This is a genomic window from Phreatobacter sp. (assembly GCF_022843985.1).
Classification (GTDB): Bacteria; Pseudomonadota; Alphaproteobacteria; order Rhizobiales; family Phreatobacteraceae; genus Phreatobacter.
Window position 1 is genome coordinate 65,330 of the sequence record NZ_JALHMP010000010.1, and the last position, 25,314, is coordinate 90,643.

The following is a 25,314-nucleotide window of genomic DNA, read 5'->3' on the forward strand; positions in this document are numbered from 1 at the left end:
GTCGGGGGCCGTGCGAAGACCGGAGACGGCTCAGGCCGCCTTCTTGCCGTGGTGGCTGTGCAGCTTGGCGCTCATCACGCGACGGATGTCGTTGAACTCGGGGCTCGCCACGTCGCGCGGCCGCTGCAGGAGCAGCGGATTGTCGCTCTCGATGCGGCCGGGGCCCGGCGTCATCACCACCACGCGGTCGGCAAGGAAGATCGCTTCCTCGATGGAATGGGTGACGAAGACGACGGTCAGGCCGGTGCGCTGCCAGATATCGAGCAACTCGTCCTGCAGACGCTCGCGCGTCATGGCGTCGAGGGCGCCGAAGGGCTCGTCCATCAGAACGACCTCGGCGTCATTGGCCAGCACGCGGGCGATCGCCACGCGCTGCTTCATGCCGCCGGAGAGCTGGTGCGGATAGGCGCTGGCGAATTTGCCGAGGCCGACGAGATCGATGAACTTGTCGACCGTCTCCTTCACCACCGCCTTGGCGAGGCCGCGCGAGGCCGGCCCGAAGGCGATATTGTCGCGCACCGACAGCCAGGGGAAGAGCGCATAGTCCTGGAAGACCATGCCGCGCGTCGGGTCCGGTCCCTTGATCGGTGAGCCCCACATCAATGCATCGCCCGTCGTCGGCTGTTCGAAGCCGGCGATGATGCGCAGCAGCGTGGACTTGCCGCAGCCCGACGCACCGATCAGGCAGACGAACTCGCCCTTGCGGATGGAGATGTTGGCGTCGTGCAGGGCGTTGATCGTCTGGTCCTGCAGCTTGAAGACCTTGGAAACCTGCTTGATCTCGATGATCGGCGTCTTGGATTCAGCCATGATGGGTCGGGCTCCAGGCGAGCAGGCGGTTGCCGATCATCACCACGATCCGATCGGAGAGATAGCCGGCGATGCCGATGATGATCATGCCGCAGATGACGAGTTCGGTGCGTGACAGGGTGCGCCCGTCCATGATGACGGCGCCCAGGCCCTGGGGCACGCCGGTCATCTCGCCGACCACGATGACGAACCAGGCAAGGCCGAGGCCCAGACGCAGGCCTGTGAAGATCGAAGGCAGGGCCGCCGGCAACACCACCTTGTAGAACTGGGCGTTGCCCTGGCAGCCGAGCATCGAGGCCGCCTCGAACAGTTTCGGGTCGACCGAGCGGACGCCGAAGATCGTGTTGAGGAGGATTGGATAGAAGGCACCGAGGCAGACGAGGGCGAAGGCCGAGCGCGGACCGAGGCCGAAGAGGATCATCGACAGCGGCAGCCAGGCCGTCACGGGGATGGGGCGCATCACCTGCAGGAAGGGGTCGAGCACCATCCGGGCGGTCGGGATGCGGCCGATCATGAGGCCGAGCGGCAGAGCGAACAGCGCGGCGAGGGCGAAGCCGCCATAGACGCGGCTCATCGAGGCGATGAGATGGGTCAGCAATGTGCCGGAAAAGGCGTCGTCGTAGATGCCGCCCACGGCGAAATCGATCATGTATTCGCCGACCTCATAGGGGGTCGGGATGAGGCGGGTCCAGCGCTGGGTGGTGGCGATGTGCCAGAAGGCGAGCAGCAGCGTCGGCACGATCAGCGCCAGCACCAGCGGCTTGACCCGCCCCCACGGCGTTTTCCCTACGGGCTTCTCGGTGACCAAGGCCGCCGGCGGCGGCACCGTCTCAACCAGCGCCATGGGTGCTGTCCTCTCGTGACATGCAAGCGATCGGAGGCGCCGCCCGCCATGCGGACGGCGCCGGTGCGTTCAGCCGGATCAGGCGGAGATCTCGTTGGAGAACTTCGGGTTGAGGAACTTGGCGAAGTCCGGCAGGGCGCGGATCTGGCGCAGCGACAGCATCTGCTCGGCATAGGTCCGGGCCTGGCGCAGCATGGTCTCGTCCATTTTCCAGACATATTCGACATTGTTGGCGCCGAGCGCATGTTCGACCGCGGCGCGGTTGGCGCCGAGCCGCTGAACGGTCATGTCCGCGACGGCCTGCTTGTTGGCCACCATGAACTCGACCGCCTTGCGGTGGACGCCGAGCGCCGCCTTCACCAGGTCGGGCCTGCCGGACACGGTGTCCTCATGGGTGGCGAAGATCATGTTGAGGCCGCCCATATTGGTCCCGTAGGGATATTCGACCAACTGTCCGACACCCGACGAGATCGACAGGCCCGGGCCCGGCTCGGCGCCGACATAGGCGTCGATATCGCCCCGCGACAGCATGGCGTGCATCTCGCCGAAGGGAACGCGGACCGCCGTGACGTCGCGGATCGACAGGCCCTCCATGCGCAGGCGCTCCATGATGAAGACTTCCTGGGTGGAACCCGGCCAGATGCCGACGCGCTTGCCCTTCAGGTCCTTGACGGTCTTGATGTCGGAGCCCGCCTTGGAAACGACGCCCATGCCCCTGTTGGAGAAGGCACCGACCACGACCACCGGCTCGCCGGCGGCGGCACCCAGGGTCGCCGCCGCGATGCCGAAGGCGCCGAAATCGACCGACTTGGTGACGACCGCGTTCTTGCCGTCGGTCGGGCTGTCAAAGGTGATGATCTCGATCTTGGTTCCGGCCGGCGCGAAGCGCTCGTAGAAATGCGGCGGCATGGAGTGGATGAGGCGCAGGGAGCCCATCTTGATCACGCGCTCCTGAGCGCGCAGCACGGAGGGGGCGGAAAGCGTGCCGGCAGCGAGGCCGGCGCCGATGAGGAAGTGACGGCGAACGATCATGTGGGTGACTCCGTTGGAAGGGGTTGCGGGTTGGATCCCGTCTGCTTGTGCGACCCGCCCGTCCGTCGGGCGGGGAATGCGATCAGTCATGCGGCCTGGCCTGAAAGCGCGGCGATATAGGCCCGCCAGCCGCCATGGGCGGTGATGTCCTCGGCGCCGGCGAGGCCTTCGGGTTCGACCAGAAACCCTTTCGGCATGGTGCCGTCGGCGAGCTTCAGCGTGCCGATGCCGAGCGGCGAGGGGATGGTGTCGACGAAGGTGCCGAAGCCTGCCGGCGGCAGCGCCCAGACCTCGCAGGCGATGGCCGCCCCGGTCCCTGCCGCAACCCGGATCAGGCCGGGTCGCTTCGGCGGGCCGCCGGCCAGCGCATAGAGCTTGTAGTCCGGCATCGTCTGCACGACGCGCCGGAAGCTGGCGCCCCGGCTGGCCAGTTCACCGTTCAGCGGCATGCCCGAGAGATGGGCCCCGACGACGACGATTTCGATCATGTCCGCCAAGGCGGCCTCCCGAGGCTCCTGTTGATGGGGTGCTGCATCGCCATGGCCTCTTACCGCCTCACGCTGCAGCCGGGGACGCGGCATGGCGCCGCTCGCCCGCCGCCGCGACAAAGGCTGCGCCGAGCCGGGCGAGCGCCGCGTCGCTGCCGCGCGGTCCGATCAGGGTGATCCCGGCCGGGAGCCCGTCGGCGCGGAACGGTCCCGGCACGGCGAGCGCAGCGAGATCGAGCAGGTTGACGAAATTGGTGTAGGTGCCGAGACGGCTGTTGGGGCCGATGGGATCGGCGGCGAGGTCGGCGAGGGTCGGGAAGACCGGCGCCGTCGGCACCACCAGCGCCTCGACCTGGTCCCAGACCTGTTCCGTCGCGCGCTTCAGCGCCGCCAGCCTGTAGAGCCCTTCGAAGGCATCGGTCGCGGAGAACCGCTCGGCGGCCCCGACGATCATCCGCGTCACCGGATGCACGTCGGCCGCATGGGTTGCGAGGAAGGCGCGCATCGCGGCATGGCGCTCGGCCACCCAGGGACCCTCGTAGAGCAGTTTCGCCACGGCGAAGAAGGCGGTGAAATCGATCTCGGTGGTGCTGGCGGCGAGCGGCGTCACGATGTCAAGCGCCGCCGCATAGGCATCCGCCATGGCGGCGTCGCCGAAGAACAGGCGGTCGGCGCCGCGCGGCACGCCCAGCCGGATGATCGGCGTGACCTCCGACGGCAGGTCCTGCGCCACCGGCCGCGAATAGGCGTCCTCGCGGTCGAGGCCGCGCATCACCGCATAGGCGGCGAATGCATCGTCGACGCTGTGCGCGAAGACCGAGACGCAGTCGAGCGTCCGGCAGGCCGGAAGCACGCCCCGGGTGGAGAGGGCCCCGAGCGAGGGCTTGAGGCCGACGAGGTCGTTGAGCCCGGCTGGCACCCGGCCGGAGCCCGCCGTGTCCGTGCCGAGCGCGATCGGCACGATGCCCCGCGCCACGGCGATAGCCGAGCCCGATGACGAGCCCCCTGGCACGCGCGCCGGATCGAAGGCGTTGCGCGGGATCGGATAGGGCGAGCGCACCCCGACGAGACCGGTGGCGAACTGGTCGAGATTGGTCTTGCCGATGACGAGGGCGCCGGCCGCCACGAGCTTCTCGACGACGGTCGCGGACCGCACGGGCACGCAGGAAAAGGCGGGGCATGCGGCCGTCGTCGGCAGGCCGGCAACGTCGATATTGTCCTTCACCGCGACCGGTATGCCCCAGAGCGGAAAGGCGACGGGATCGAAAGGCGGCAGGGCCGCCGCCGCCGCCGCCACATCGGCCTCGGGACGCAGGTGGATGAAGATGCCGGGATCATCCACCGCCGCGATACGACGATAGACGGCCGAAACCGTCGCCGCGACGGGCGTTCCGCCGGCATAGCCGGCATGGAGATTGGCGATCGTGGTTGCGCTTTCGCTGTACATGGATCCTGCTCGTGCGCAGGGCATGTCGCAATGCACGTGCCAAACCAGCCGTGCCCGGGCGTTCCAGGGATGCCACCGGACAGACCACCCGGGTGGTGAATATCAAGCTATTGAAAGATATTGACAAAATGGGTTCGCGGGGCACCGCGTAGAGGGGCGGACACGCATCACGCGATTGTATGCAATTACGCCGATGATCGCAAAATGTGCTCATAAAGCATGCATTTGCCTGTCATATCGCTTCCGTCGTCGCCTTGGCCAGATCGTCCCAGGCGCGGGCGGAAAGGCCGATATGCTCGCGCATGGCGGCCGCGGCGCGCGCGCTGTCGGCCCGCAGGATCGCCTGGACGACCAGGCTATGCTCGTGGTGCGACCGGGTGAGGCGGTCCCGGCCCTCGAACTGGGCGCGCCGGAACGGTGCCAGCCGGCGGCGCGTCGCGGAGGCGAGCTCGGCGAGGTAGCTGTTATGGGATCCCCGGTAGATGCTGACGTGGAAGGCGATGTTCGCTGCGCTGTAGGCGTCGAGGTCGCCGGCGCGGACCAGGACGGCCATGGACCCGTGCAACTCCTCCAGCGCCGCGCGTTCGGACCGGTTCATCTGCGCGGCGCTGAGCCCGGCGCTCAGCGCCTCCAGTTCACCCATGACGGCGAACATGTCGCGCAACTGGGCATGGTCCGGCTTGGCGACGACGGCGCCGCGATGCGGCCGGATCTCGACCAGTCCGGACGCCGACAATTGCCGCAGAGCCTCGCGCACCGGGGTGCGCGACACCGCATATTCGGCGGCGATCTGCACCTCGTCGAGGGCGGCTCCCGGCTTCAGCCGCCCGGTGACGATGGCTTCGGCGAGTCGGGTCTGGAGTTCCTCGGTGCGCGTTCCCCGCCCGCCCGGCCGGCGGGCACCCGGGTCGACGGGCAATGTCGTCGCGGTCATCTCGGGTCCGCCGTCAGGGAGCGATGGTGGGCAGGGCGATGCGGAGGGGGCCGATCTGCAGGCGCCCGTCCGTCGCCCGCAGGTTGAAGATGCGTCCGGGCTTGCCTTCGACATCCGTCGGACGGCTCGCCAGCGTCATCGCCCCGGCGGCGAGAGGGCCGAGCGTGGCGCCGAGGCCGCTCGCCTGTAGCGCCGCCTCGACATTGGCCACCCTGAGCTCGATCTCGCCGTCCGGCTTGCCCTCCGGCGTCAGGCGCAGCGTGCCCTTGGCGACCGCGACCGCCGGTCCCTGCACGAGGCGAAGCAGGACGAGGTCGATGGCCCCGCCCGCCGCCTGCCATTGCCGCACCGGCAGAATCTGAGCCCGGCTGGGGTTTCGCAGCAGCTTGCGGGCGACGAACTGAATCTCCGCGTCGACCGGCGCCATGGGGCGGACGGCAAAGGTCGCGCTCTTGAGGCTGGCGACGACATCGATGCTGACGGGGTCGGTGCGGTTCGGGCGCGTGTGCAGTTCGCCGCGCGCCGCCTTCACCAGCGTCACGCCGTCGCGCACCACCTCGAGCCCGTCGATCACCGCATTGGAACTGTCGTAGCCGCCGATCTGCAACTGGGCGGAGGCCTGGGCGAGCCGCCATGTCGCCGTGATGACCGAGGGATCCCCCTCCGTCACCACCGTCATCGGGCCGGTCCATTCGGAGATGACATGGCCCGGGCTCCAGATCTGCGAGACCACCTTCAGCGTCTCGAACCGGTAGGTCTGGTAGGGGCGCGCCTCGTCCCGCAGCTCTACCATGGGCTTGCTGCAGGTGATCTCCATGCGGAACGGATAGCCGCCGCGCGAGCGCTCGCCGCACTGGATGACCCGGCCATTGGCGGCCTCCGCCGCGAGCCATCGCTGGACGGCGTCCTCGGCGCGGCCGGCGCCCCAGGCCCAGACGGCGCTCCAGCCGGCGATGGCGATACCGACGACGGCGAGGGGCAGGATGATGGTGCGTGGTCGCATGGGCTCCGTCCGGCGGGGATGCTTGCACAGGAAGGGCTGGGTCTATAGCAGAACCTTCAGGACTCGTCCCTCACCCCGTCAAGTCGCATGCAGCATGAATCCGGCGATCTCTGGGTCTTCGGCTACGGTTCGCTGATCTGGCGACCGGGCTTTGTCTTCGTCGAGCGCCATCCCGCCCGCCTCGTCGGCCTGCACCGGTCGCTCTGCGTCTATTCCCATGTCCACCGCGGCACGCCCGAGCAACCTGGCCTGGTCCTCGGCCTTGATCGCGGCGGCACCTGCCGGGGCATGGCCTTCCGCGTCGCCGCAGCCCAGGCCGACGAGACCATCGCCTATCTGCGCGCGCGCGAACAGGCGACCTCGGTCTATCTCGAGGTCTATCGCAACGTCACGCTGGAGCGACCCGACCGGCCCCGTGTCCGCGCCCTGACCTATATCGTCGACCGCGGCCATGCCCAATATGCCGGCCGCCTGCCGCTCGACCGTCAGCTCCATATCGTCCGCCAAGGACACGGCCGTTCCGGCGCCAATCCCGACTATGTTCTCAACACCGTGAAGGCGATCGAGGAGCTCGGTTTCCGCGACCGTGACCTGCACTGGCTGGCCGGGCGGCTCTAGCCCTCCCGGCCTCTTCGGGCGTCAGGGCATTTCGCCGCGCAGCAGCTTGGGGACGTCGCCGGTGATGCCGGCGGCCTGGCGGATGAAGAAGCTCTTCAGGCCCGGCAGCCTATCGACAAGGCCGAGCCCGAGGTCGCGCACGAAACGGACCGGCTGCGAGCCGTTGGAGAAGAGCCGGTTCAGCCCGTCGGTCGTGACACCCATGACCGTCGTGTCGAAGCGCCGCCAGCGCTGGTAGCGGGCCAGCACGTCGGCTGCGCCGTGGTCCATGCCGAGTCTGGCCGCATCGGCGAGGCATTCGGCAAGCGCGGCGACGTCGCGGAAGCCCATATTGATGCCCTGGCCGGCGATGGGATGAATGACGTGGGCTGCGTCCCCCACCAGGGCCAGGCGCGGTGCCACGAAGTCGCGCGCCACCTTCAGGCCGAGCGGATAGGCCGCGGGCGTGTCGAGGAGGGAGATCTCGCCGAGGCGGTGGCCGAACCGCGTCTCGAGTTCATCGAGAAACAGTTCGCGCGGCAGCCGGCACAGCCGTTCCGCCCGGCCAGTCTCCTCGGTCCAGACGATCGACGAGCGCCGGCCCGTCAGCGGCAGGATGGCGAAAGGCCCGGCCGGCAGAAAGTGTTCTTCTGCACGGCCCTCGTGGTCATGCTCATGGCCGACCGTGCAGACAATGCCTGACTGGCCATAGTCCCAGCCGACCGTGCGGATCCCCGCGAGGTCACGCAGGCGCGAGCGTCCGCCGTCGCAGGCAACCAGAAGCGGCGTCGCGATCACCTGGCCGTCAGCCAGCGTCACGCTTGCCTCCCCCGCGCCAGCCTCGAAGGCGGCCACCGAGGAGGCCAGGAAGGTCACGCCCAGCGCCCGGGCGCGATCCTTCAGGGCCCGCGTCACCACGGCGTTCGACGCCATATGGGCGAAAGGCTCGCCGGGGGCCACCTCGCCGTCGAAGGTCAGGAAGACCGGTCGCACCACGTCGAGCGTCCGGCTGTCGGTTACCACCATGTCGAGGATCGGCTGGGCGTCCGGCGCGATGGCGTCCCAGACGCCCGTTGCCTCGAACATGCGGCGCGCCGCCGCCGCGAAGGCCGACGCCCTGCTGGACTCCGATGGCGGCGCTCCCAGCGCGGGATCGGCGACGGTGACGTGGAACGTGTGGCCGAGCGATGTTTTGAGCGCGACGGCGAGGGAAAGACCGGCGAGGCCGCCCCCGGCGATGAGAATGGCGGTGCGGGCGGGCGATGTCGGATCCTGGCTCATGACCGGGATTTAGCGGAAGTCGGGGCCCGAAGAAATCGGAACCGCATGCCGGGACGTTCACATTCGCGGATCAGGCCTGGATCGGTCCGGGCGCTCGACCGGAGAGTTTCGCCGGGGGGGCGCGCGCGACATTGATCAACGCGCAAGGCCCCTGCGCGCGCGGAGGCGATGAAACCGACCTCGCGCCGCCCCTTACCGCAAGAGCGGTCCCCGCGGATCAGCCGCGCACGGCGAGATTGACCGCCTTGGGTCCCTTGCCGCGCTTGTCGGGTTCGAGTTCGAACTCCAGTTTCTGCCCCTCGGCGAGACTTGCGAGGCCCGAACGCTGGACAGCTGAAATATGGACGAAGATGTCCTTGCCCCCATCGTCCGGCTTGATGAAGCCGTAGCCTTTCTCAGTGTTGAAGAACTTGACGGTCCCCGTCATCGACATGCCGGTCAGCCTTTCCGAATGCACTGCCGGTTCCGCACGATTGCGAACCTGCTAGAGCTCCGGATCAGCACATGTCCGCGATGCTCCGGAACCATGGTGGGACCGGATCGCCGCCAGATCCTCGCCGCCCGGATCTGAGAGCCAGAAAGAAGCGTAACTCGGATTTTTGGGACTGCACAGCCCCTTTTGGGTGAATCAGCAGGCGTTTCGCTGCGTCATCTGCGCCGATCTATATGGCGTCAAAGAAGACGTCGCGCATGGGACAGGTGATATACGCCACGTTGTAACATTTTCGTCGGTTGTGCAGACAGCAAGCCTCTCCCCACTGGGGGTCTTGAGGCAGATTGTCTCCCCGACGATCCAACTTTTGCCGGCTGCACGGCAGGTACAGGGCGGCATGGTCACCGGAGGGCCGGGCGTGAAGGGCTGGCGCTGGACGATTTCGGCTGCCGGATCTGTCGCGCGTGGCTGGGCCGCGCTCTCGCGGCCTGTGGCAAGAACGGCGCTGACGACGGCGACAACGAGGACCGCATGGCGCATGGCGAGAGCCTAGCAGGCCCGGCGCGCGCGTCCAACGCGGGAAGATTGCGGAAATGTCAGCCGCGCCCGGCGGTCAGCATGTAATTGACCGAGAGATCGGAGGTTTCGACCCAGCGGTCACGCAGAAGGTCGTAGCGCACGCCCTTGCGGTCGATGACGGAGAGGTCGTTGGCGGTCATCTCCCCCGCGAGATCGGCAGGTGTGACAAACTTGTCCCATTCGTGGGTGCCGCGCGGCAGCCAGCGCAGCACATATTCGGCGCCGACGATGGCCAGCGCGTAGCTTTTCATGGTGCGGTTGATTGTCGCCATCACCAGCAGTCCGCCGGGCTTCACCAACGCCGAGCAGGCTCTGACGAAAAGGGCGACGTCGGCCACATGTTCGACAACCTCCATCGCCAGGACGATGTCAAAGGACGCGCCCGCCGCGGCGCGTTCCTCTGCCGTCGTGCAACGATAGTCGATGTCCAGGCCGGAAAGCTTGGCGTGCAGGCGCGCCGTTTCGACATTGGTCCGGGCCGGGTCGATCCCTGTGACGCTGGCGCCCATGCGGGCGAGAGGCTCGCAGAGCAGCCCCCCGCCACAGCCGATATCGAGCACCGACAGGCCGGTAAGGGCGTCCAGGGCCGTCCGGTCGCGGCCGAACCGCTGGCAGGCCATCTCGCGGATGTGGGCGAGCCGGACCGGGTTGAACTTGTGCAGCACCCCCATCTTGCCCGTCGGGTTCCACCATTCTGCGGCAAGGCGGGAAAACTTCTCGACCTCGCCGGGGTCGAGCGTGGTGGGCGTCGGCGTCTCGGTCGGGTGCATGGGCTTCCGGTCCTCGGCAGTCGTCGGACGGACGGTCTCCCGCGTTGCCTTACATCCGATCGATGGTTATGACTACGCGCCTTTTTGACCCAAGGGGCGCCGCTGGCGCCGGATCGTTTTCAAGCCATGCCTCGCCTCGTGATGAAGTTCGGCGGCACGTCCGTCGCCAATGTCGACCGCATCAAGAACGTCGCGCGGCACGTCAAACGCGAGATCGAGGCCGGTTATCAGGTGGCCGTGGTCGTCTCCGCCATGTCCGGCAAGACCAACGAACTGGTCGCCTGGTGCAAGGAGGCCGCACCGCTTCATGACCTCGCCGAATATGACACCGTGGTCGCCGCCGGCGAGCAGGTGACCTCCGGTCTGCTTGCCATCGTCCTCAACGCCATGGGCATCAAGGCGCGCTCCTGGCAGGGCTGGCAGGTGCCGATCATCACCGATGAGGCCCATGCTGTGGCGCGCATCGCCGACATTCCCGCCACCCATCTCGATGCCGCCTTCGCCCAAGGGGAAGTAGCGGTCATTTCCGGCTTCCAGGGCGTCTCGCGCGAGACGAACCGCATCGCGACGCTGGGGCGCGGCGGCTCCGACACTTCCGCCGTCGCCGTCGCCGCGGCCATCCGCGCCGAACGCTGCGACATCTACACCGACGTCGACGGGGTCTATACGACCGACCCGCGCATCGTCCCGAAGGCCCGCCGCCTCGACAAGGTGGGCTTCGAGGAAATGCTGGAAATGGCCTCGCTGGGCTCGAAGGTCCTGCAGGTCCGCTCCGTCGAGCTTTCAATGATCCATGGCGTGCGCACCTATGTCCGCTCGTCCTTTGACGATCCCGAGAACCCGCAACTGGGCACTCTCATCTGCGACGAGGAGGAAATCGTGGAAAAGCAGGTCGTGACCGGCATCGCCTTCTCGAAGGACGAGGCCCAGGTCAGTGTGCGCGCCGTCGCCGACAAGCCGGGCGTGGCCGCCGCGATCTTCGGCCCGCTCGCCGAGGCCAATATCAATGTCGACATGATCGTCCAGAACGTCTCGTCCGACGGCGCGACGACGGACATCACCTTTACGTGTCCGGGTGCCGATCTCGAGCGGGCGCGCCACGTCCTGATGGAGGCGCGCCAGGCCATCGGCTTCAAGGCGCTGGAAACCGCCTCTGACGTGGTCAAGGTCTCCTGCATCGGTGTCGGCATGCGCTCCCATGCCGGTGTTGCGGCAAAAGCCTTCCAGGCGCTGGCCGACAAGGGCATCAACATCCGCGCCATCACCACCTCGGAGATCAAATTTTCCGTGCTGATCGACGCCGCCTATACCGAACTGGCCGCACGCACCCTCCACACGCTCTACGGTCTCGACAAGGCCGGGTGATCATCATCGCCGGGGTCGCCCCCCGGCGGCCCGTCCGCCAGCGGCCCCTGGGCGGCCTTGCGGCCGGCAGGGTGCCTGCGACCGGCTTTGCAAACCGTCACCACCACCTTAATGGTGGATTCTGCGGCAGAGGCTCGCCGCGTCTTATGCTCAGGAACGGGCTCACCGCCCAGATCGTGACGATGCCGATGCGCTCCGCATTCGGCGGTCCGCGCCTCCTGCTCCGCCGCCTCCGCGAGGTGATGGCGGAGCAGATTTCGGCGCAGGAACGCCTCGACAAGATCGTGGTTCTGATCGCGGCCAACATGGTGGCCGAGGTCTGCTCGGTCTATGTCCTGCGCGTCGACGCGACGCTCGAACTCTATGCGACCCAGGGCCTCAACCGGGAAGCCGTCCACCTCACCGTGATGCGCGCCGGCGAGGGCCTGGTCGGCCTGGTGGCGCAGACCGCCGAATCCCTCAATCTGTCTGACGCCCAGGAGCATCCCTCCTTCGCCTTCAAGCCGGAAACGGGCGAGGAGATCTTCCACTCCTTCCTCGGCGTGCCGATCCTGCGCGGCGGCAACACGCTCGGCGTCCTCGTCGTGCAGAACCGCGCCCACCGCAAATATGAGGAAGACGAGGTCGAGGCGCTGCAGACGACCTCGATGGTGCTGGCGGAGATGATCGCCTCGGGCGAGCTCTCCGCACTCGCCCCGCCCGGCCAGGAACCCGCCGCCCGTCGCCCGCTGCATCTGCCGGGCGAGGGCCTGGCGGAGGGCGTCGGCCTCGGCCATGTCGTCCTGCACGAGCCGCGCATCCAGGTCACCAAGCTCATCGCCGATGATCCGGCCCGCGAACTCCTGCGCATCGAGGCGGCGATCGAGTCGCTGCGCGCGGAGATCGACCACATGCTGGACGCCGAGGATGTCGCCCGCGGCGGCGAGCACAAGGACATCCTCGAAGCCTATCGCATGTTCGCCCATGACCGCGGCTTCGTGCGCCGTCTGAAGGAGGCGATCGGCACCGGCATCACGGCCGAGGCGGCCGTCGAGCGCGTCCAGTCGGACAACCGTGCCCGCATGATGCGCCAGACCGATCCCTATCTGCGCGAACGGATGCATGATCTCGACGATCTCGCCAACCGGCTGATGCGCCAGCTCACCGGTGCCAAGGGCGAGGTGCGGATGGAGCTGCCCGACAACGCCATCGTCGTGGCCCGTCACATGGGGCCGGCGGCGCTGCTCGACTACGACCGCACCAAGCTGCGCGGCCTTGTCCTGGAGGAGGGTGGCGCGACCAGCCACGTCGCCATCGTCGCCCGTGCCCTCGGCATCCCCACCGTTGGCCAGGCCGAGAACGTCACCAGCCTTGCCGATCCCGGCGATGCCATCATCATCGACGGGGCCACCGGCGAGGTGCATCTCAGGCCGACCGGTGACGTCGAGAGCGCCTATGCCGAGAAGGTGCGGTTCCGCGCCCGCCGTCAGGCGCAATATGCCGCCATCCGTCACCTGCCGGCGGTGACGCGCGACGGCGTCGAGATCAAGCTGAACCTCAATGCCGGCCTGATGGTCGACCTGCCCTTCCTGGAGGAGACCGGTGCCTCGGGCATCGGCCTGTTCCGCACCGAACTTCAGTTCATGGTGGCCAACGCCCTGCCGCGCATCGCCGAGCAGCTCGACCTCTACCGCAAGGTGCTCGACGCCGCCGGCAGCCGTCCCGTGACCTTCCGCACCCTAGACATCGGCGGCGACAAGGTGCTGCCCTACATGGACGTCATCCAGGAAGAGAACCCGGCCCTGGGCTGGCGCGCCATCCGCCTCGGCCTCGATCGCCCCGGCCTGCTGCGCAGCCAGATCCGCGCCATGCTGCGCGCCGGCGCCGGTCGCGAGGTGCGCATCATGTTCCCGATGGTCGCGGCCATCGAGGAGTTCGATGCCGCCAAGGCCATCGTCGAGCGCGAGCTGACCCATCTGCGCCGCCATGACCACCGCATGCCCGAACGGGTCCAGGTCGGCGTCATGGTCGAGGTACCGGCCCTGTTGTTCCAGCTGGACGAGCTCCTGCCGCGGGTCGACTTCCTGTCGGTTGGTTCCAACGACCTCGTCCAGTTCATGTTCGCGGTGGATCGCGGCAATAACCGCGTCGCCAACCGTTTCGACGTGCTGACACCGCCCATCCTGCGCGCCCTCCGCAGCCTCGCCCGCAAGGGTCGCGAGCATGGGAAGTCCGTCACACTCTGCGGTGAGCTCGCCTCCCGGCCGCTGGAGGCCATGGCGCTGGCCGGCCTCGGCTACCGGTCGCTGTCGCTTTCGCCGGCCGCCATGGGCCCGGTGAAGTCCATGCTGCTCGACCTCGACCTCTCGCGCTTTGCCGCGCTGCTCGACGATCTGATCGACCAGCCGCGCCAGGGCCAGTCGATCCGCCAGCGCCTGCGCGACTTCGCCGAAGCCGAGGGCGTGAGCCTCTGATGCTGCCGCTCGCCAAGCTTCAGGCCCTGGTCGTGCGGCGCGACCTCGTCGAGGCCGAGCTTTCCGCCGGCGTCGAGGGCGATCGCTATGTGACCCTGTCGCGCGAGTTCTCCGAACTGACGCCGGTGGTCGAGGCGATCAATGCCTGGCGCGCCGCCCGGGCCGAACTCGCCGACATCGAACAGCTCCTCGCCGATCCCGCCACTGACCGCGACATGGCCGACCTCGCCCACGAGGAGAAGCCGGCGCTGGAGGCGCGCGTCGCGACGCTGGAGCACCAGCTCCGCCTCGCCCTCCTGCCCAAGGATGCGGCCGACGCGAAGAACGCCATCCTCGAGATCCGCGCCGGAACGGGCGGCGATGAGGCCTCGCTCTTCGCCGGTGATCTGTTCCGCATGTATGAGCGCTATTCCGCCCTGCAGGGCTGGGCCATGGAACTCATCTCGGCCAGCGAGGGGACGGTCGGCGGCTTCAAGGAGATCGTCGCCGAGATCCGCGGCGCCGGGGCCTATGCGAAACTGAAGTTCGAGAGCGGAGTCCACCGGGTCCAGCGCGTGCCGGCGACCGAATCCGGCGGCCGGATCCATACCTCCGCAGCGACCGTCGCCGTTCTCCCCGAGGCCGAGGAGGTCGATGTCGCGATCAACGACGACGATCTCCGGATCGACGTGATGCGGGCCCAGGGCGCCGGCGGCCAGCACGTCAACAAGACCGAGTCGGCGGTGCGCATCACCCATATTCCCACCAACACCGTCGTGCTGGTCCAGGACGAGCGCTCGCAGCACAAGAACCGCGCCCGCGCCATGGCCATCCTGCGCTCGCGTATCTTCGACGAGGAGCGCCGCCGCCTCGCCGCCACGCGGGCCGAGGACCGCCGCCTCCAGGTCGGCTCGGGCGACCGGTCCGAGCGTATCCGCACCTATAATTTCCCGCAGGGGCGGGTGACTGACCATCGGATTGAACTGACCCTCTACAAGCTGCCGGAGATCATGGCCGGTACCGCCCTCGGCGAGATCATCGACGCCCTCATCGCCGATCACCAGGCCGGGCTTCTGGCGCTGGACAGCGCGGCGTGATCCCGTCCGGCACCAACCTTGCCATGGCGCGGCGCCTCGCCGCCGAACGGCTGGCGGCCGCCGGTATCGAGGCGGCCGCCAGCGAGGCGCGCATCCTGCTGCGGCTGGCCACGGGCCTCGACCCGGCCCTGCCGGGTGCCGCCGCCGGCACGTGCCTCGACCCGGCGCAGCGTGACCGCATCGAGGCGCTCATCGCCCGCCGCCTCACCCGCGAGCCGGTGGCCCGGATCATTGGGACGGGCGCCTTTCACGGCCTCGACCTGGCGCTCAACGCGGCCTGCCTGATCCCCCGCGACGATACCGAGGCGCTGGTGGCCGCGGCGCTGGACCTGCTGCCGGCCGATGCTCAGGCCCGGATCCTCGACCTCGGCGTCGGGCCCGGCACCGTCCTGCTCGCAATCCTCAGTGAGCGCCCCGAGGCCTCCGGTCTCGGCATCGACCTTTCGGCGCAGGCGCTCGCGGCAGCGCGCGACAATGCCCGTGCCCTCGCGCTCGCGGACCGCGCGGCTTTCGCCGAGGGCCGCTGGACCGAAGGCCTCGACGGTCCCTTCGATCTGATCGTTTCCAACCCGCCCTACATCCCGTCGGCTGACTGTGATGGCCTCGAACCGGAGGTCGCACTGCACGACCCGCGCCTCGCCCTCGATGGCGGCGCGGACGGGCTCGATGCCTATCGTGCCATCTTTGCCGATGCCGGCCGGGTGCTGGTCCCGGGAGGCCATGTCGCGGTCGAGATCGGCATCGGCCAGGCCCCTGACGTCGCCGGTATCGCCCGCGCTTGCCGGTTCCGGCTGACACGCCTCATCTCAGACCTCTCCGGCATTCCGCGGGCGCTGGTCTTCGCCGCCGGCTGAGGCGGGGCACCGCCCCGCCCGGTCGCCGCAAGGTCGTCGTTGCCGACCCCGACAAAGCAAAACCCCCGGCCTTGTGGCCGGGGGTTGTCGGATCGGAGTGCCGGATCGGTCGTCGGACTTATTCCTCGCGCTGGCCGAGCAGAGCCATCAGGAACTGGAACATGCCGACGAAGTTGATGTAGAGCTGCAGCGCGCCGAAAATGGCGGCCTTCTGCACCATCGAACCGTCATTCGCATAGGCCAGGCTGTAGATGTACTCGTTCTTGATGTTCTGCGTGTCATAGGCGGTGAGGCCTGCGAAGATCAGAACACCGACCACCGAGATGATCCACTGCAGCATGGTCGACGGCGTACCGGTGAAGGCGGCGATGCCGATATTGACCAGCATGGCGATGATCAGGCCGAAGAGACCCATCATCAGGAACGTGCCCATGCCCGAGAGGTCGCGCTTGGTCGTGTAGCCATAGAGCGACAGCGCACCGAAGGCGGCCGCAGTGATGAAGAACACGCGGGCGACCGAGGTGTGGGCATAGACCAGCAGGATGGTCGTCAGCGAGACGCCGACAAGCGCCGCATAGATCCAGAAGGTGATCTGGGCCGCGGGGGCGCTCAGCCGGTCGGCGCGGAAGGAGAGCAGCATCACCACGCCGAGCGGTGCGAGGATGACGACGAACTTGAACCAGCTGGCGAACAGGAAGGCGCCGAAGGGCGTCAGGAACTGGCCGCCGGACACCCGCATGGCGCCGCGCGCCGTCTGCTGGGCGAGCGAAGCGTCACCGGTGACCGAGAGCATGTAGATGCCCAGGGCGGCCATGCCGGTGATGGCCAGGCCGATCATCATGTAGTTGTAGACGCCGACCATGTAGGAGCGAAGGCCCTGGTCGATCTGGGCCTGCTGAACGGCCGTTGGCTGGCCATAACCGTAGCCGCCATAGGCCTGGGCATTCGGATCGTAGTGCGACATGGAAGAACCTCTGGCTTTCCCCTAAAAGACGGACCCTGGTCAGGATCTGTCATCCGCTACCCAATATGGCTGAGGACATGACGGAAACAAGACCCCGACCCGCTCCGGACCAGCATTGGTGAGGCTTCGCGTCCCTTTGTCGCAAGTCCTCACATGGCCGGGGACAGGACTGTCACCGTCCTGTTTCATTCACATGTTGCGCAGAACCGGAGCGGGTTTTTCGCCCAGCGCCCGCCAGGTGCCCACCAGGCCGAAGCCGACGGTGAGCACGATGGCCAGCACGATGATCCCCAGCGCCTGCAACGGCGCGAAGGCGAAGGGGATGGTCATCACCTGGGTCGTCACCACCCAGGCGGCGACGCAGCCGGTGGCGAGGCCGAACAGCGCCGTTACCGTGCCGAGCAGTGCATATTCCAGCGCATAGGTCCGGATCAGCATGGCCCGTGGTGCCCCGAGGGTCTTGAGGATGACTGCATCATAGACCCGGGCCCGGTGGCCGGCGGCGAGCGCGCCCGCCAGCACCAGGATGGCCGCCACCAGCGTCACGATGCTGGCACCGCGAATGCCGGTGGCGATCTGTGTCGCCAACTGGCCGACTGCCTCCAGTGCATCCTTGACCCGCACCGTGGTGACCGCCGGGAAAGCGGCCGCCACCTGCTGGAGGAGTGCGATCTCCTCGGCCGCCGAGGCGGGCTGGCGGTAGGTCAGGGTGGCGAGATGGGCATGCGGCGCTGCCCTGAAGGTGTTTGGCGAGAAGACGACAATGAAATTGATCCCGAGATTGTCCCACTGGATGTGTCGGAAATTGGCAATCCGTGCGGTAATGTTGCGTCCCAGCACGTTGACGGTCACCTCGTCGCCAAGGTTCAGCCCGAAGCCGCGGCCCATGCGCTCGTCGAAGGAGACCAGCGGCGGGCCGTTATAATCTGCCGGCCACCAGTCGCCGGAGGTGATGCGGGAGTTGCGCGGCAGGCTCTCCGCATAGGTGATGCCGCGATCGCCGCGCAGCGCCCAGGCAATGTCGTCGCCGGCACGGATCTCCTCGACCGGCCGGCCGCCGAGGCGGACGAAGCGGCCGCGCAGCATCGGGACCCGGTTGAGGTCGGCACCCGGAGCCTTGTCGGCGATGAAGGCGTCGAAGCGGGCGGCCTCGGCATTGACGATGTCGACGAAGAAGAAGGACGGCGCCCGGTCCGGCAGCGCCTCCTCGATCTGGCGGCGGAAGCTGGCATCCACGAGGGCGATGACGGCGAGCAGGGTCAGGCCGAGGCCGAGGGAGAGCACCACGGAGGGGGTGAGCGCGCCGGGCCGGTGCAGGTTGGCGACGGCCAGCCGGAGGCTGGTGCGGCGCGAGTGCGGCATCCGGGCGGCCAGCGCCATGATGCCGGCCGCCACCAGCCGCAGCGCGATGAAGATGCCGGCGGCACCCGCCATGAAGCCGAGGGCGAGGCGCGGATTGAACGAGGTCGCGACCGACAGGCCGACGAGCACGACCAGCGTGGCGGCCACCAGGGCGAGGTAGCGCGGCCGCGGCCAGCGCCGCTCGCCGTCGACCGTGTCGCGGAACAGCGCCGACACCGGCACGTCATGGGCCCGGCCGAGCGGCCAGAGGGCGAAGGCGAGCGCCACCAGCAGGCCATAGGCGGCCGCCGTTGCCAGCTCGCCCGGTTGGACGCCGGTGGCGACCGGGATCGGGATTGCCGCACCGAAGGCCGCCACCACGGCCGCCGGCAGGATGGCGCCGACCGCCAGCCCGATCGCCGTGCCGACGAGGGCGAGGAGCCCGACCTGTGTGAGCGTCGCCGCGAAGACCATGCCGCCGGTGGCGCCGAGCGCCTTCAGCGTTGCGATGTCGTCGCGCTTGCGGTCGACGAGGCTCGCCACCGCATTGGCGACGCCGACCCCGCCGACCAGCAGCGCGGTCAGCCCGACCAGCGTCAGGAACTGCGAGAAGCGCTCGATCTGCGTCGTCAGCTGCGGCGAGGCGTTCATCCGTGTGCGGATCTCGAAGCCGGCATCGGGATAGCGCGCCCGGATATCGGCGACGACCCGCCGCAGGTCGGCATCGGTCGCCTGGCTCGAGCCGAGATCGAGCTGGTACATCCAGCGGATCAGCGATCCCGGCTGGATCAGTCCGGTCTGGCGGAACGTGTCGAGCGACAGCAGGAGGCGCGGGCCGAAGCCGAGCCCGCCGGCGAGCCTGTCGGGCTCGCTGCGGATGACGCCGGCGATCCGCACCGGCAGATCGCCGAGCACGATGGAATCGCCGACCTTGACGTCGAGACGGGCCAGCAGCGCCGGCTCGACCAGGACGCCCGCCCGTCCGTCGACGACGGCGAGGGCCTCGGGCGTGCTGAGGGCCGGCTCGGTCTCGAGCCTGCCGACCAGCGGATAGAGGCCGGGATCGACGGCCTTGATCTCGACCAGGGAGGACTTGGCGGCATCGCCCACCGCCGGGGTACGGGCCATGGCGCGCGTCGTCGCCATGGTGGCGACCACCCCGCGCTCCGCCAGGGCCTGGACGATCGCCTCCGGCAGTTCGCGGTGCAGCACCTGGAAGGAGGCGTCGGCGCCGAGGATGACGCGGCCCTCGCGCGCGAGGCCCTCCACCAGCCCGCGCGCGAAGGAGCCGACGCCGGCGATGGCCGCGACGCCGAGCGCGATGCAGGCGATGAAGGTGCCGAAGCCCCTGAAGCCACCGCGCAGGTCCCGCAGGCCGAGGCGGATGGCGGTGGGCAGGCGGCGCGGCCGTGCGACGAAGCCGCTCACGCCACCCGCTCCGCCGCGCGGCTGTCCTCGACGATGACGCCCGAGCGCAGGCGCACGACGCGGTCGCAGCGTTCGGCCAACGCCCGGTCATGGGTGACGAGAACCAGCGTCGCGCCGCGTTCGGCCTGTTTGGCGAACATCAGGTCGATGATGGTGCGGCCGGTGGCCTCGTCGAGATTGCCGGTCGGCTCGTCGGCGAAGAGGATGTCGGGGCGAACCGACAGGGCGCGCGCCAGCGCGGTGCGCTGCTGCTCGCCGCCGGACATCTGCGTCGGGTAGTGGTTGAGGCGGGTGCCGAGGCCGACCGCGTCCAGCTCGTCGGCGGCCCGGTCGAAGGCATCCGGCGCTCCCGCCAGCTCCAGCGGCACGGCGACGTTCTCCAGCGCGGTCATCGTCGGGATGAGGTGGAACGACTGGAAGACGATACCCGCATGGCGGCCGCGGAAGCGCGCGAGGGCGTCCTCGTCCAGACTGGTGATGTCGGTTCCCGCCACCGTCACGCGGCCGGAATCGGGTCGCTCCAGGCCGGCCATCACCATGAGGAGGGTCGACTTGCCCGAGCCGGACGGACCGACGAGGCCGACCGACTGTCCCGCCGCGATCGACAGCGACAGGTTTTTCAGGATGTGGACACGCGAGGCGCCGCGCCCGAGCGAGAGTTCGACCGTGTCGATGACGATGGCGTCGGGCGCCCGGAGGGGCGTTTCGGTCGGCATGGGCATGATGTCGGTCGCTCGTCTCGCGCCGCGCATTGCGGCATTGCACCTAAGACCCTAGATGGCAACGGCAGCAGGCTTTGGAAAGGGAAACCTCGTGCGACAGTTCGTGATCGGCCTGACCGCCCTGGTCCTGGCCCTGTCCGGCGCGCCGGCTGGCGCTCAACAGGCGCGACCCGTCAGCATCGTCGCCCTCGGTGACAGCCTCACCGCCGGCTACGGGCTGGGTCCCGCCGAGGCCTTTCCGGTGCGGCTCCAGGCGGCGCTGCGGGCCAGGGGCCATGCCGTCACCGTCGAGAATGCCGGCGTCTCCGGCGATACCTCCTCCGGCGGCCTCGAGCGGCTCGACTGGGCGGTGGGCGATGGCGTCGACGCCGTCATCGTCGAACTCGGCGCCAACGATGCCCTGCGCGGCATCGATCCGGCGGTCACCCGGCGCAATATCGACGCGATCGTCACCCGCCTGAAGGCGCGCGGCATCACTGTTCTCCTGTCCGGTATGGTGGCGCCGCCCAATATGGGCAGCACCTTCGGGGCGGCCTTCAATCCGATCTTCCCGGACCTTGCCGCCAAGCACGGTGTGCTTTTCGACCCCTTCTTCCTCGACGGGGTCGCCGGCGAGGCGGGCCTGAATCTCGCGGACGGCATGCACCCCAATGCCAAGGGCGTCGACGTCATCGTCCGGCGCATCCTGCCGAAGGTCGAGGACCTGATCGCACAGGTACGATCTCGCCGCGGTGGTTGACCGGCGGGTTTTCCCTTCCTAACCACGGCCGTCCTCCCCGCAGCGATCGGCGCACAGCATGCAGACCCGTCCCCTCGGCCGCACCGGCCTCGACGTCACCGCCCTGTGCCTCGGCACCATGACCTTCGGCGAGCAGAACACCGAGGCCGAGGGCCATGCCCAGATGGACTATGCCGTCTCGCGCGGCGTGACCTTCTTCGACACGGCGGAAATGTATGCGGTGCCGCCGAAGGCCGAGACCTATGGCGCCACCGAGCGGATCATCGGCACCTGGCTGAAGAAGCACGGCCGCCGCGACGACATCATCCTCGCCACCAAGGTCGCCGGCGCCGGCCCCATGACATGGCTTCGGCCCGATGGCGCGGCGACGCGGCTGACGCGCGCGCAGATGCAGACCGCGCTCGACCAGAGCCTGAAGCGGCTCGGTACCGACTACATCGACCTCTACCAGCTCCACTGGCCGGAGCGCGCCGCGCCCTTCGGCGCCAATCCGACGCGCTTCGACCCCGAGGGCTGGGCGCCGCGCGCCGACGACACGACCATCGGCGAGCAGCTCGACGTCCTCGGCGATTTCGTCAGGGCGGGGAAAGTGCGCTTCATCGGCCTGTCGAACGAGAGCGCCTGGGGCACCATGACGTTCCTGAAGGAGAGCCAGAAGCGCGACCTGCCGCGGGTGCAGAGCGTGCAGAACGCCTATCACCTGCTCAACCGCACCTACGAGACCGCGATGGCGGAGATCGCCTTGCGGGAACAGGTGGGGCTGCTTGCCTATTCGCCCCTCGCCCAGGGCTTCCTGACGGGGAAATATCTCGACGGTGCCCGCCCGCCGGGCGCGCGCGTGACGCTCTTCGACCGCCAGCAGCGCTACCAGAAGCCTGGCTCGGAGGCGGCGATCCGGGACTATGTTGCCATCGCGCGCGAGGCCGGCCTTGACCCCGCGACCCTGGCCATCGCTTTCGTCGCCAGCCGCCCCTTCGTCACCTCGACCATCATCGGCGCGACCTCCATGGCCCAGTTGAAGACCGCCATCGACGCCGGCGAGACGATCCTCTCTCCCGACACCCTCGCGGCCATCGACGCCGTCCACCAGCTCAGGGGCAACCCGGCGCCCTGACGGTAGGGATGCCGGCCGAGAAACCGCTTGGAATCCAGCTTGCGACCAGTTAAACAATCGAACACAAGATTCGTTGCGGCCCGGGGTCATATCCGCGCATCGAACACAACAGCAAACAGGTCTGGTGGGGTTTGGCACGTCGGAGCCAGGGCGCGAGGGGCGCCATGATCCGATCCCGAATGAAGGACGAGGCGCGCGCGAGGCGCGAAGGGCGGGATGGTCAGCCGTCGCCCTGAACCCTGAAGATCGTTGAACTGCCGGACGCGGCAAGGCCGGGCGCGAGATGCCTGCGAGGTCTGTCTGCGCTCCGCCGAAGGATCCGGATGCATCGCTTGGACGCGTGCTCCGCTTGAGGAGGTCGATAAAGGACCGACATGAGAAACAGCAACAACAAGCGCATGCGTGGCCGCAACAATCGCGGCGGCGGCAAGGGCCCCAATCCGCTCTCCCGAAGCTACGAGTCGAACGGGCCCGACGTGAAGATTCGCGGGACCGCCCAGCACGTCGCGGAGAAATATCTGCAGCTGGCGCGCGATGCCCACTCATCCGGCGATCCCGTATCCGCCGAGAGCTATCTCCAGCACGCCGAGCATTATTTCCGCCTCATCGCCGCTGCCCAGGAGGCGCTGCGCCAGCAGCAGGCGCCCCGCATCGAAGGCCAGCAGGTCGAGGATGACGGCGAGGACGACGACGACGACGATTTCGCCTCGCCCTTCGACAAGCGCTTCGAATCCCCGGTCCAGGCCAAGCCCGAACTGCCGCCCCAGCCGCCGCGGGATTTCGCCGGCGGCCAGCCGCGCGACTATCAGGGCCAGCGCGATTTCCAGGGTCAGCGCGACTTCCAGGGCCAGCGTGATTTCCAGGGGCAGCGCGACTTCCAGGGGCAGAATCGCGATCGCGATCGCGATCGCGACCGCGACCGTGACCGTGATCGCGACCGTGATCGCGACCGGTTCCCCGGTGGCGGCCAGCGCTTCCCGGATCGTCAGGACCGTCCTGATCGCCAGGACCGCCCTGATCGCCAGGACCGTCTCCGCCCGCAGCCTGACGTGGTGGCCGGTGATCAGCCCGACATTGCCGGGTCCGGACCGGATGCCGAGGGGGGCATGCCCCGCGACGGGCAGCGTCCCTATGAGAGCCGGCGCGAGCGCTTCGAGCGCCGCCGCGCCGAGCGTTTCGCCGAGCGGCAGGCCCGGCGCGAGCCCGGCAGCTTCGAAGGCGATGGTCCTGATGCCGACCAGGGCCCTCCGTCCCAGCCGGCGCCGGCCCGGCGCGAGGAAGAGGCGGGTCTCGGCCTGCCCTCCTTCATCACCGGCGGCGCGGCCGTCGTCCCGGCCGCCGCAGCTGCCGAGGAACGGGAGGCGCCCGCCCCCCGTGTCCGCAAGCGCCGCACGCCGCGCGTCGAGGATGATCCGGCGGCTCCCGCCGGCGAGAAGACCCCCGCTGCCGAGTGATCGCCACACGGGCGAGGTTCAGGGGGCGCGCTGCAGGGCGCGCCCTCATGCGTTCGGGGACCTTGCCCTGAGCCGGCGGGAACGCTAGAGCGCGCAAACGCTCTGAACGGGGACACATTTCCATGGCGACGCACAAGCTTCTCATCCTGCCCGGCGACGGCATCGGCCCGGAGGTAATGGCCGAGGTCGAGAAGGTCGTCGCCTGGTTCGGCAAGCAGGGCGTCGCCGGCTTCGAGACCGAGCGCGGCCTGGTCGGCGGCAGCGCCTACGACGCCCATGGCGAGGCCATTTCCAACAGCGACATGGCGCTCGCCCAGGCGGCCGATGCTGTGCTGTTCGGCGCGGTCGGCGGTCCCAAATGGGCCGACGTGCCCTATTCCAAGCGCCCCGAGGCCGGCCTGCTGCGCCTGCGCAAGGATCTCGGCCTCTTCGCCAACCTCCGTCCCGCCATCTGCTTCCCGGCGCTGGCCGCGGCCTCCTCGCTGAAGCCGGAAGTGGTGGAAGGGCTCGATATCCTCATCGTCCGCGAGCTGACCGGCGGCGTCTATTTTGGCGAGCCGAAGGAGATCGTGACGCTGGAGGACGGTCAGCAGCGCGGCATCGATACGCAGGTCTACACGACATCCGAGATCGAGCGCATCACCCGCGTCGCCTTCGAACTGGCGAAGACCCGCCGTAACAAGGTCTCCTCGGCCGAGAAGCACAATGTCATGAAGACCGGCGTCCTGTGGAAGCAGGTGGTGACGCGGGTTCACAAGGCGGAATTCGCCGATGTCGCGCTCGAGCACGTCCTCGCCGACAATTGCGCCATGCAGCTGGTCCGCTGGCCCAAGCAGTATGACGTCATCGTCTGCGACAATCTGTTCGGCGATATTCTCTCGGACGTCGCGGCCATGCTGACCGGCTCGCTCGGCATGCTGCCGTCCGCCTCGCTCGGCGCCGAGGACCCGGTCTCCGGCAAGCGCAAGGCGCTCTATGAGCCGGTCCACGGTTCGGCGCCGGACATTGCCGGCACCGGCGCGGCCAATCCGATCGCCACGATCTCGTCCTTCTCGATGGCCTTGCGCTATTCGTTCAAGGCGATCGAGGCCGCCGACATGCTCGACAAGGCGGTGACCAACGTCCTGGCCTCGGGGCTGCGCACGGCGGATATCCGCTCGGACAACACCCATGTGGTCGGCACCGTCGGCATGGGCGACGCCATCATCAAGGAACTCCAGCACCTGGCGGGCTGACGGCCAGCCCGCGGCGCGGGGAGGACCGTCCCGCGCCGGGCCTCAGGTGCGGAAGTCGATATTGATCCCGGGCTTGGTCATCTGCTTGGGCTGTTTCGACGTGCCGATCGTGGCGGCGAAGCCCTCGAGCCGCGAGAGATGCTGGCGGGCTTCCGGTGAGAGCGTCACCGTGACATTCGCGGTCCGCATGCGCGGCGCGGAATCGGCGGGCCTGACGGCGCTCGCGGAAGACTGGCCGCCAGCAGCGCGGTCGCCCGTCTGGCCGATTCCGCCCGTTCCGATCTGACCGATGGCCATCCCTGCCTCCCCGTCAATGATGACGGGGACAGTGCCGAAACATGGTTAACCGGA

At 68.6% G+C, this 25,314-nt stretch carries 23 protein-coding genes; 9 read left to right on the forward strand and 14 right to left on the reverse strand.

The genetic code is table 11. The features are described 5' to 3' along the window. Window positions 1-30: 30 nt before the first annotated feature. From Q0C57_RS09070 to Q0C57_RS09100, 7 genes are all read right to left on the reverse strand, one after another. Window positions 31-810 (reverse strand): ABC transporter ATP-binding protein, encoded by a 780-nt coding sequence (locus tag Q0C57_RS09070; RefSeq protein ID WP_296575222.1) that lies wholly within the window; start codon window positions 808-810, stop codon window positions 31-33. Beyond that, a complete protein-coding gene (locus Q0C57_RS09075) occupies window positions 803-1,654 on the reverse strand; it encodes an ABC transporter permease (RefSeq protein WP_296575225.1) in 852 nt (283 codons plus the stop codon). Before Q0C57_RS09075 ends, Q0C57_RS09070 begins: the two co-directional genes overlap by 8 nt. Window positions 1,655-1,732: 78 nt before the next feature. Beyond that, window positions 1,733-2,686: an ABC transporter substrate-binding protein gene (locus tag Q0C57_RS09080; RefSeq protein ID WP_296575228.1), complete on the reverse strand. Its 954-nt coding sequence runs from the start codon at window positions 2,684-2,686 to the stop codon at window positions 1,733-1,735. An 86-nt stretch (window positions 2,687-2,772) separates the two neighbouring features. Continuing rightward, window positions 2,773-3,183 carry a hypothetical protein gene (locus Q0C57_RS09085; protein WP_296575231.1) on the reverse strand — a complete coding sequence of 137 codons (411 nt, stop codon included), beginning with the start codon at window positions 3,181-3,183 and terminating at the stop codon, window positions 2,773-2,775. 58 nt (window positions 3,184-3,241) lie between these two features. Further along, window positions 3,242-4,621, reverse strand: coding sequence for an allophanate hydrolase (gene atzF, locus Q0C57_RS09090; protein ID WP_296575233.1), 1,380 nt, complete (start codon window positions 4,619-4,621; stop codon window positions 3,242-3,244). Between the two features lie 232 nt (window positions 4,622-4,853). After that, on the reverse strand, window positions 4,854-5,555 hold the full coding sequence (locus Q0C57_RS09095) for a GntR family transcriptional regulator (protein ID WP_296575237.1): 702 nt from the start codon (window positions 5,553-5,555) through the stop codon (window positions 4,854-4,856). A 13-nt stretch (window positions 5,556-5,568) separates the two neighbouring features. Further along, window positions 5,569-6,558: a DUF2125 domain-containing protein gene (locus Q0C57_RS09100; protein ID WP_296575241.1), complete on the reverse strand. Its 990-nt coding sequence runs from the start codon at window positions 6,556-6,558 to the stop codon at window positions 5,569-5,571. An 87-nt stretch (window positions 6,559-6,645) separates the two neighbouring features. Here Q0C57_RS09100 and Q0C57_RS09105 point away from each other — a divergent pair, with 87 nt between their 5' ends. Further along, window positions 6,646-7,176 carry a gamma-glutamylcyclotransferase gene (locus Q0C57_RS09105; protein WP_296575244.1) on the forward strand — a complete coding sequence of 177 codons (531 nt, stop codon included), beginning with the start codon at window positions 6,646-6,648 and terminating at the stop codon, window positions 7,174-7,176. Between the two features lie 21 nt (window positions 7,177-7,197). On the opposite strand, the gene Q0C57_RS09110 is transcribed toward Q0C57_RS09105, so the two are convergent. The 3 genes from Q0C57_RS09110 to ubiG form a co-directional block, all read right to left on the reverse strand. Continuing rightward, a complete protein-coding gene (locus Q0C57_RS09110) occupies window positions 7,198-8,436 on the reverse strand; it encodes a ubiquinone biosynthesis hydroxylase (protein ID WP_296575247.1) in 1,239 nt (412 codons plus the stop codon). A gap of 217 nt (window positions 8,437-8,653) precedes the next feature. Then, complete coding sequence (locus Q0C57_RS09115) at window positions 8,654-8,869, reverse strand: cold-shock protein (RefSeq protein ID WP_296575249.1); 216 nt, start codon at window positions 8,867-8,869, stop codon at window positions 8,654-8,656. 596 nt (window positions 8,870-9,465) lie between these two features. Beyond that, entirely contained in the window at window positions 9,466-10,218 is a 753-nt protein-coding gene (gene ubiG, locus Q0C57_RS09120) for a bifunctional 2-polyprenyl-6-hydroxyphenol methylase/3-demethylubiquinol 3-O-methyltransferase UbiG (RefSeq protein WP_296575252.1), read from the reverse strand. A gap of 126 nt (window positions 10,219-10,344) precedes the next feature. On the opposite strand from ubiG, the gene Q0C57_RS09125 reads away from it, so the two are divergent. The 4 genes from Q0C57_RS09125 to prmC all read left to right on the forward strand — a co-directional run bounded on the left by Q0C57_RS09125 (window position 10,345) and on the right by prmC (window position 15,966). Beyond that, window positions 10,345-11,583: an aspartate kinase gene (locus Q0C57_RS09125; RefSeq protein ID WP_296575255.1), complete on the forward strand. Its 1,239-nt coding sequence runs from the start codon at window positions 10,345-10,347 to the stop codon at window positions 11,581-11,583. 188 nt (window positions 11,584-11,771) lie between these two features. Next, window positions 11,772-14,036, forward strand: coding sequence for a phosphoenolpyruvate--protein phosphotransferase (gene ptsP, locus Q0C57_RS09130; protein ID WP_296575258.1), 2,265 nt, complete (start codon window positions 11,772-11,774; stop codon window positions 14,034-14,036). After that, window positions 14,036-15,112, forward strand: a complete 1,077-nt coding sequence (prfA, locus tag Q0C57_RS09135) for a peptide chain release factor 1 (RefSeq protein WP_296575260.1) — start codon at window positions 14,036-14,038, stop codon at window positions 15,110-15,112. Before ptsP ends, prfA begins: the two co-directional genes overlap by 1 nt. Continuing rightward, on the forward strand, window positions 15,109-15,966 hold the full coding sequence (gene prmC / locus Q0C57_RS09140) for a peptide chain release factor N(5)-glutamine methyltransferase (RefSeq protein ID WP_296575263.1): 858 nt from the start codon (window positions 15,109-15,111) through the stop codon (window positions 15,964-15,966). The genes prfA and prmC overlap by 4 nt, the downstream gene beginning before the upstream one ends. Window positions 15,967-16,084: 118 nt before the next feature. Here prmC and Q0C57_RS09145 read toward each other — a convergent pair whose 3' ends face one another. From Q0C57_RS09145 to Q0C57_RS09155, 3 genes are all read right to left on the reverse strand, one after another. Continuing rightward, on the reverse strand, window positions 16,085-16,930 hold the full coding sequence (locus Q0C57_RS09145) for a Bax inhibitor-1/YccA family protein (RefSeq protein ID WP_296575265.1): 846 nt from the start codon (window positions 16,928-16,930) through the stop codon (window positions 16,085-16,087). Between the two features lie 189 nt (window positions 16,931-17,119). Further along, on the reverse strand, window positions 17,120-19,699 hold the full coding sequence (locus Q0C57_RS09150) for an FtsX-like permease family protein (protein ID WP_296575268.1): 2,580 nt from the start codon (window positions 19,697-19,699) through the stop codon (window positions 17,120-17,122). Then, entirely contained in the window at window positions 19,696-20,415 is a 720-nt protein-coding gene (locus Q0C57_RS09155) for an ABC transporter ATP-binding protein (RefSeq protein ID WP_296575270.1), read from the reverse strand. Before Q0C57_RS09155 ends, Q0C57_RS09150 begins: the two co-directional genes overlap by 4 nt. A gap of 97 nt (window positions 20,416-20,512) precedes the next feature. Between Q0C57_RS09155 and Q0C57_RS09160 the strand changes: the two genes are divergently transcribed. From Q0C57_RS09160 to leuB, 4 genes are all read left to right on the forward strand, one after another. After that, entirely contained in the window at window positions 20,513-21,160 is a 648-nt protein-coding gene (locus tag Q0C57_RS09160) for an arylesterase (protein WP_296575271.1), read from the forward strand. Between the two features lie 58 nt (window positions 21,161-21,218). Further along, window positions 21,219-22,274 (forward strand): aldo/keto reductase, encoded by a 1,056-nt coding sequence (locus Q0C57_RS09165; protein WP_296575274.1) that lies wholly within the window; start codon window positions 21,219-21,221, stop codon window positions 22,272-22,274. 374 nt (window positions 22,275-22,648) lie between these two features. Beyond that, window positions 22,649-23,728 (forward strand): DUF4167 domain-containing protein, encoded by a 1,080-nt coding sequence (locus Q0C57_RS09170; RefSeq protein ID WP_296575276.1) that lies wholly within the window; start codon window positions 22,649-22,651, stop codon window positions 23,726-23,728. 122 nt (window positions 23,729-23,850) lie between these two features. Beyond that, window positions 23,851-24,963, forward strand: coding sequence for a 3-isopropylmalate dehydrogenase (gene leuB, locus Q0C57_RS09175; protein ID WP_296575279.1), 1,113 nt, complete (start codon window positions 23,851-23,853; stop codon window positions 24,961-24,963). Window positions 24,964-25,005: 42 nt separating this feature from the next. On the opposite strand, the gene Q0C57_RS09180 is transcribed toward leuB, so the two are convergent. Further along, window positions 25,006-25,260, reverse strand: coding sequence for a hypothetical protein (locus Q0C57_RS09180; RefSeq protein ID WP_296575282.1), 255 nt, complete (start codon window positions 25,258-25,260; stop codon window positions 25,006-25,008). Window positions 25,261-25,314: the final 54 nt, after the last annotated feature.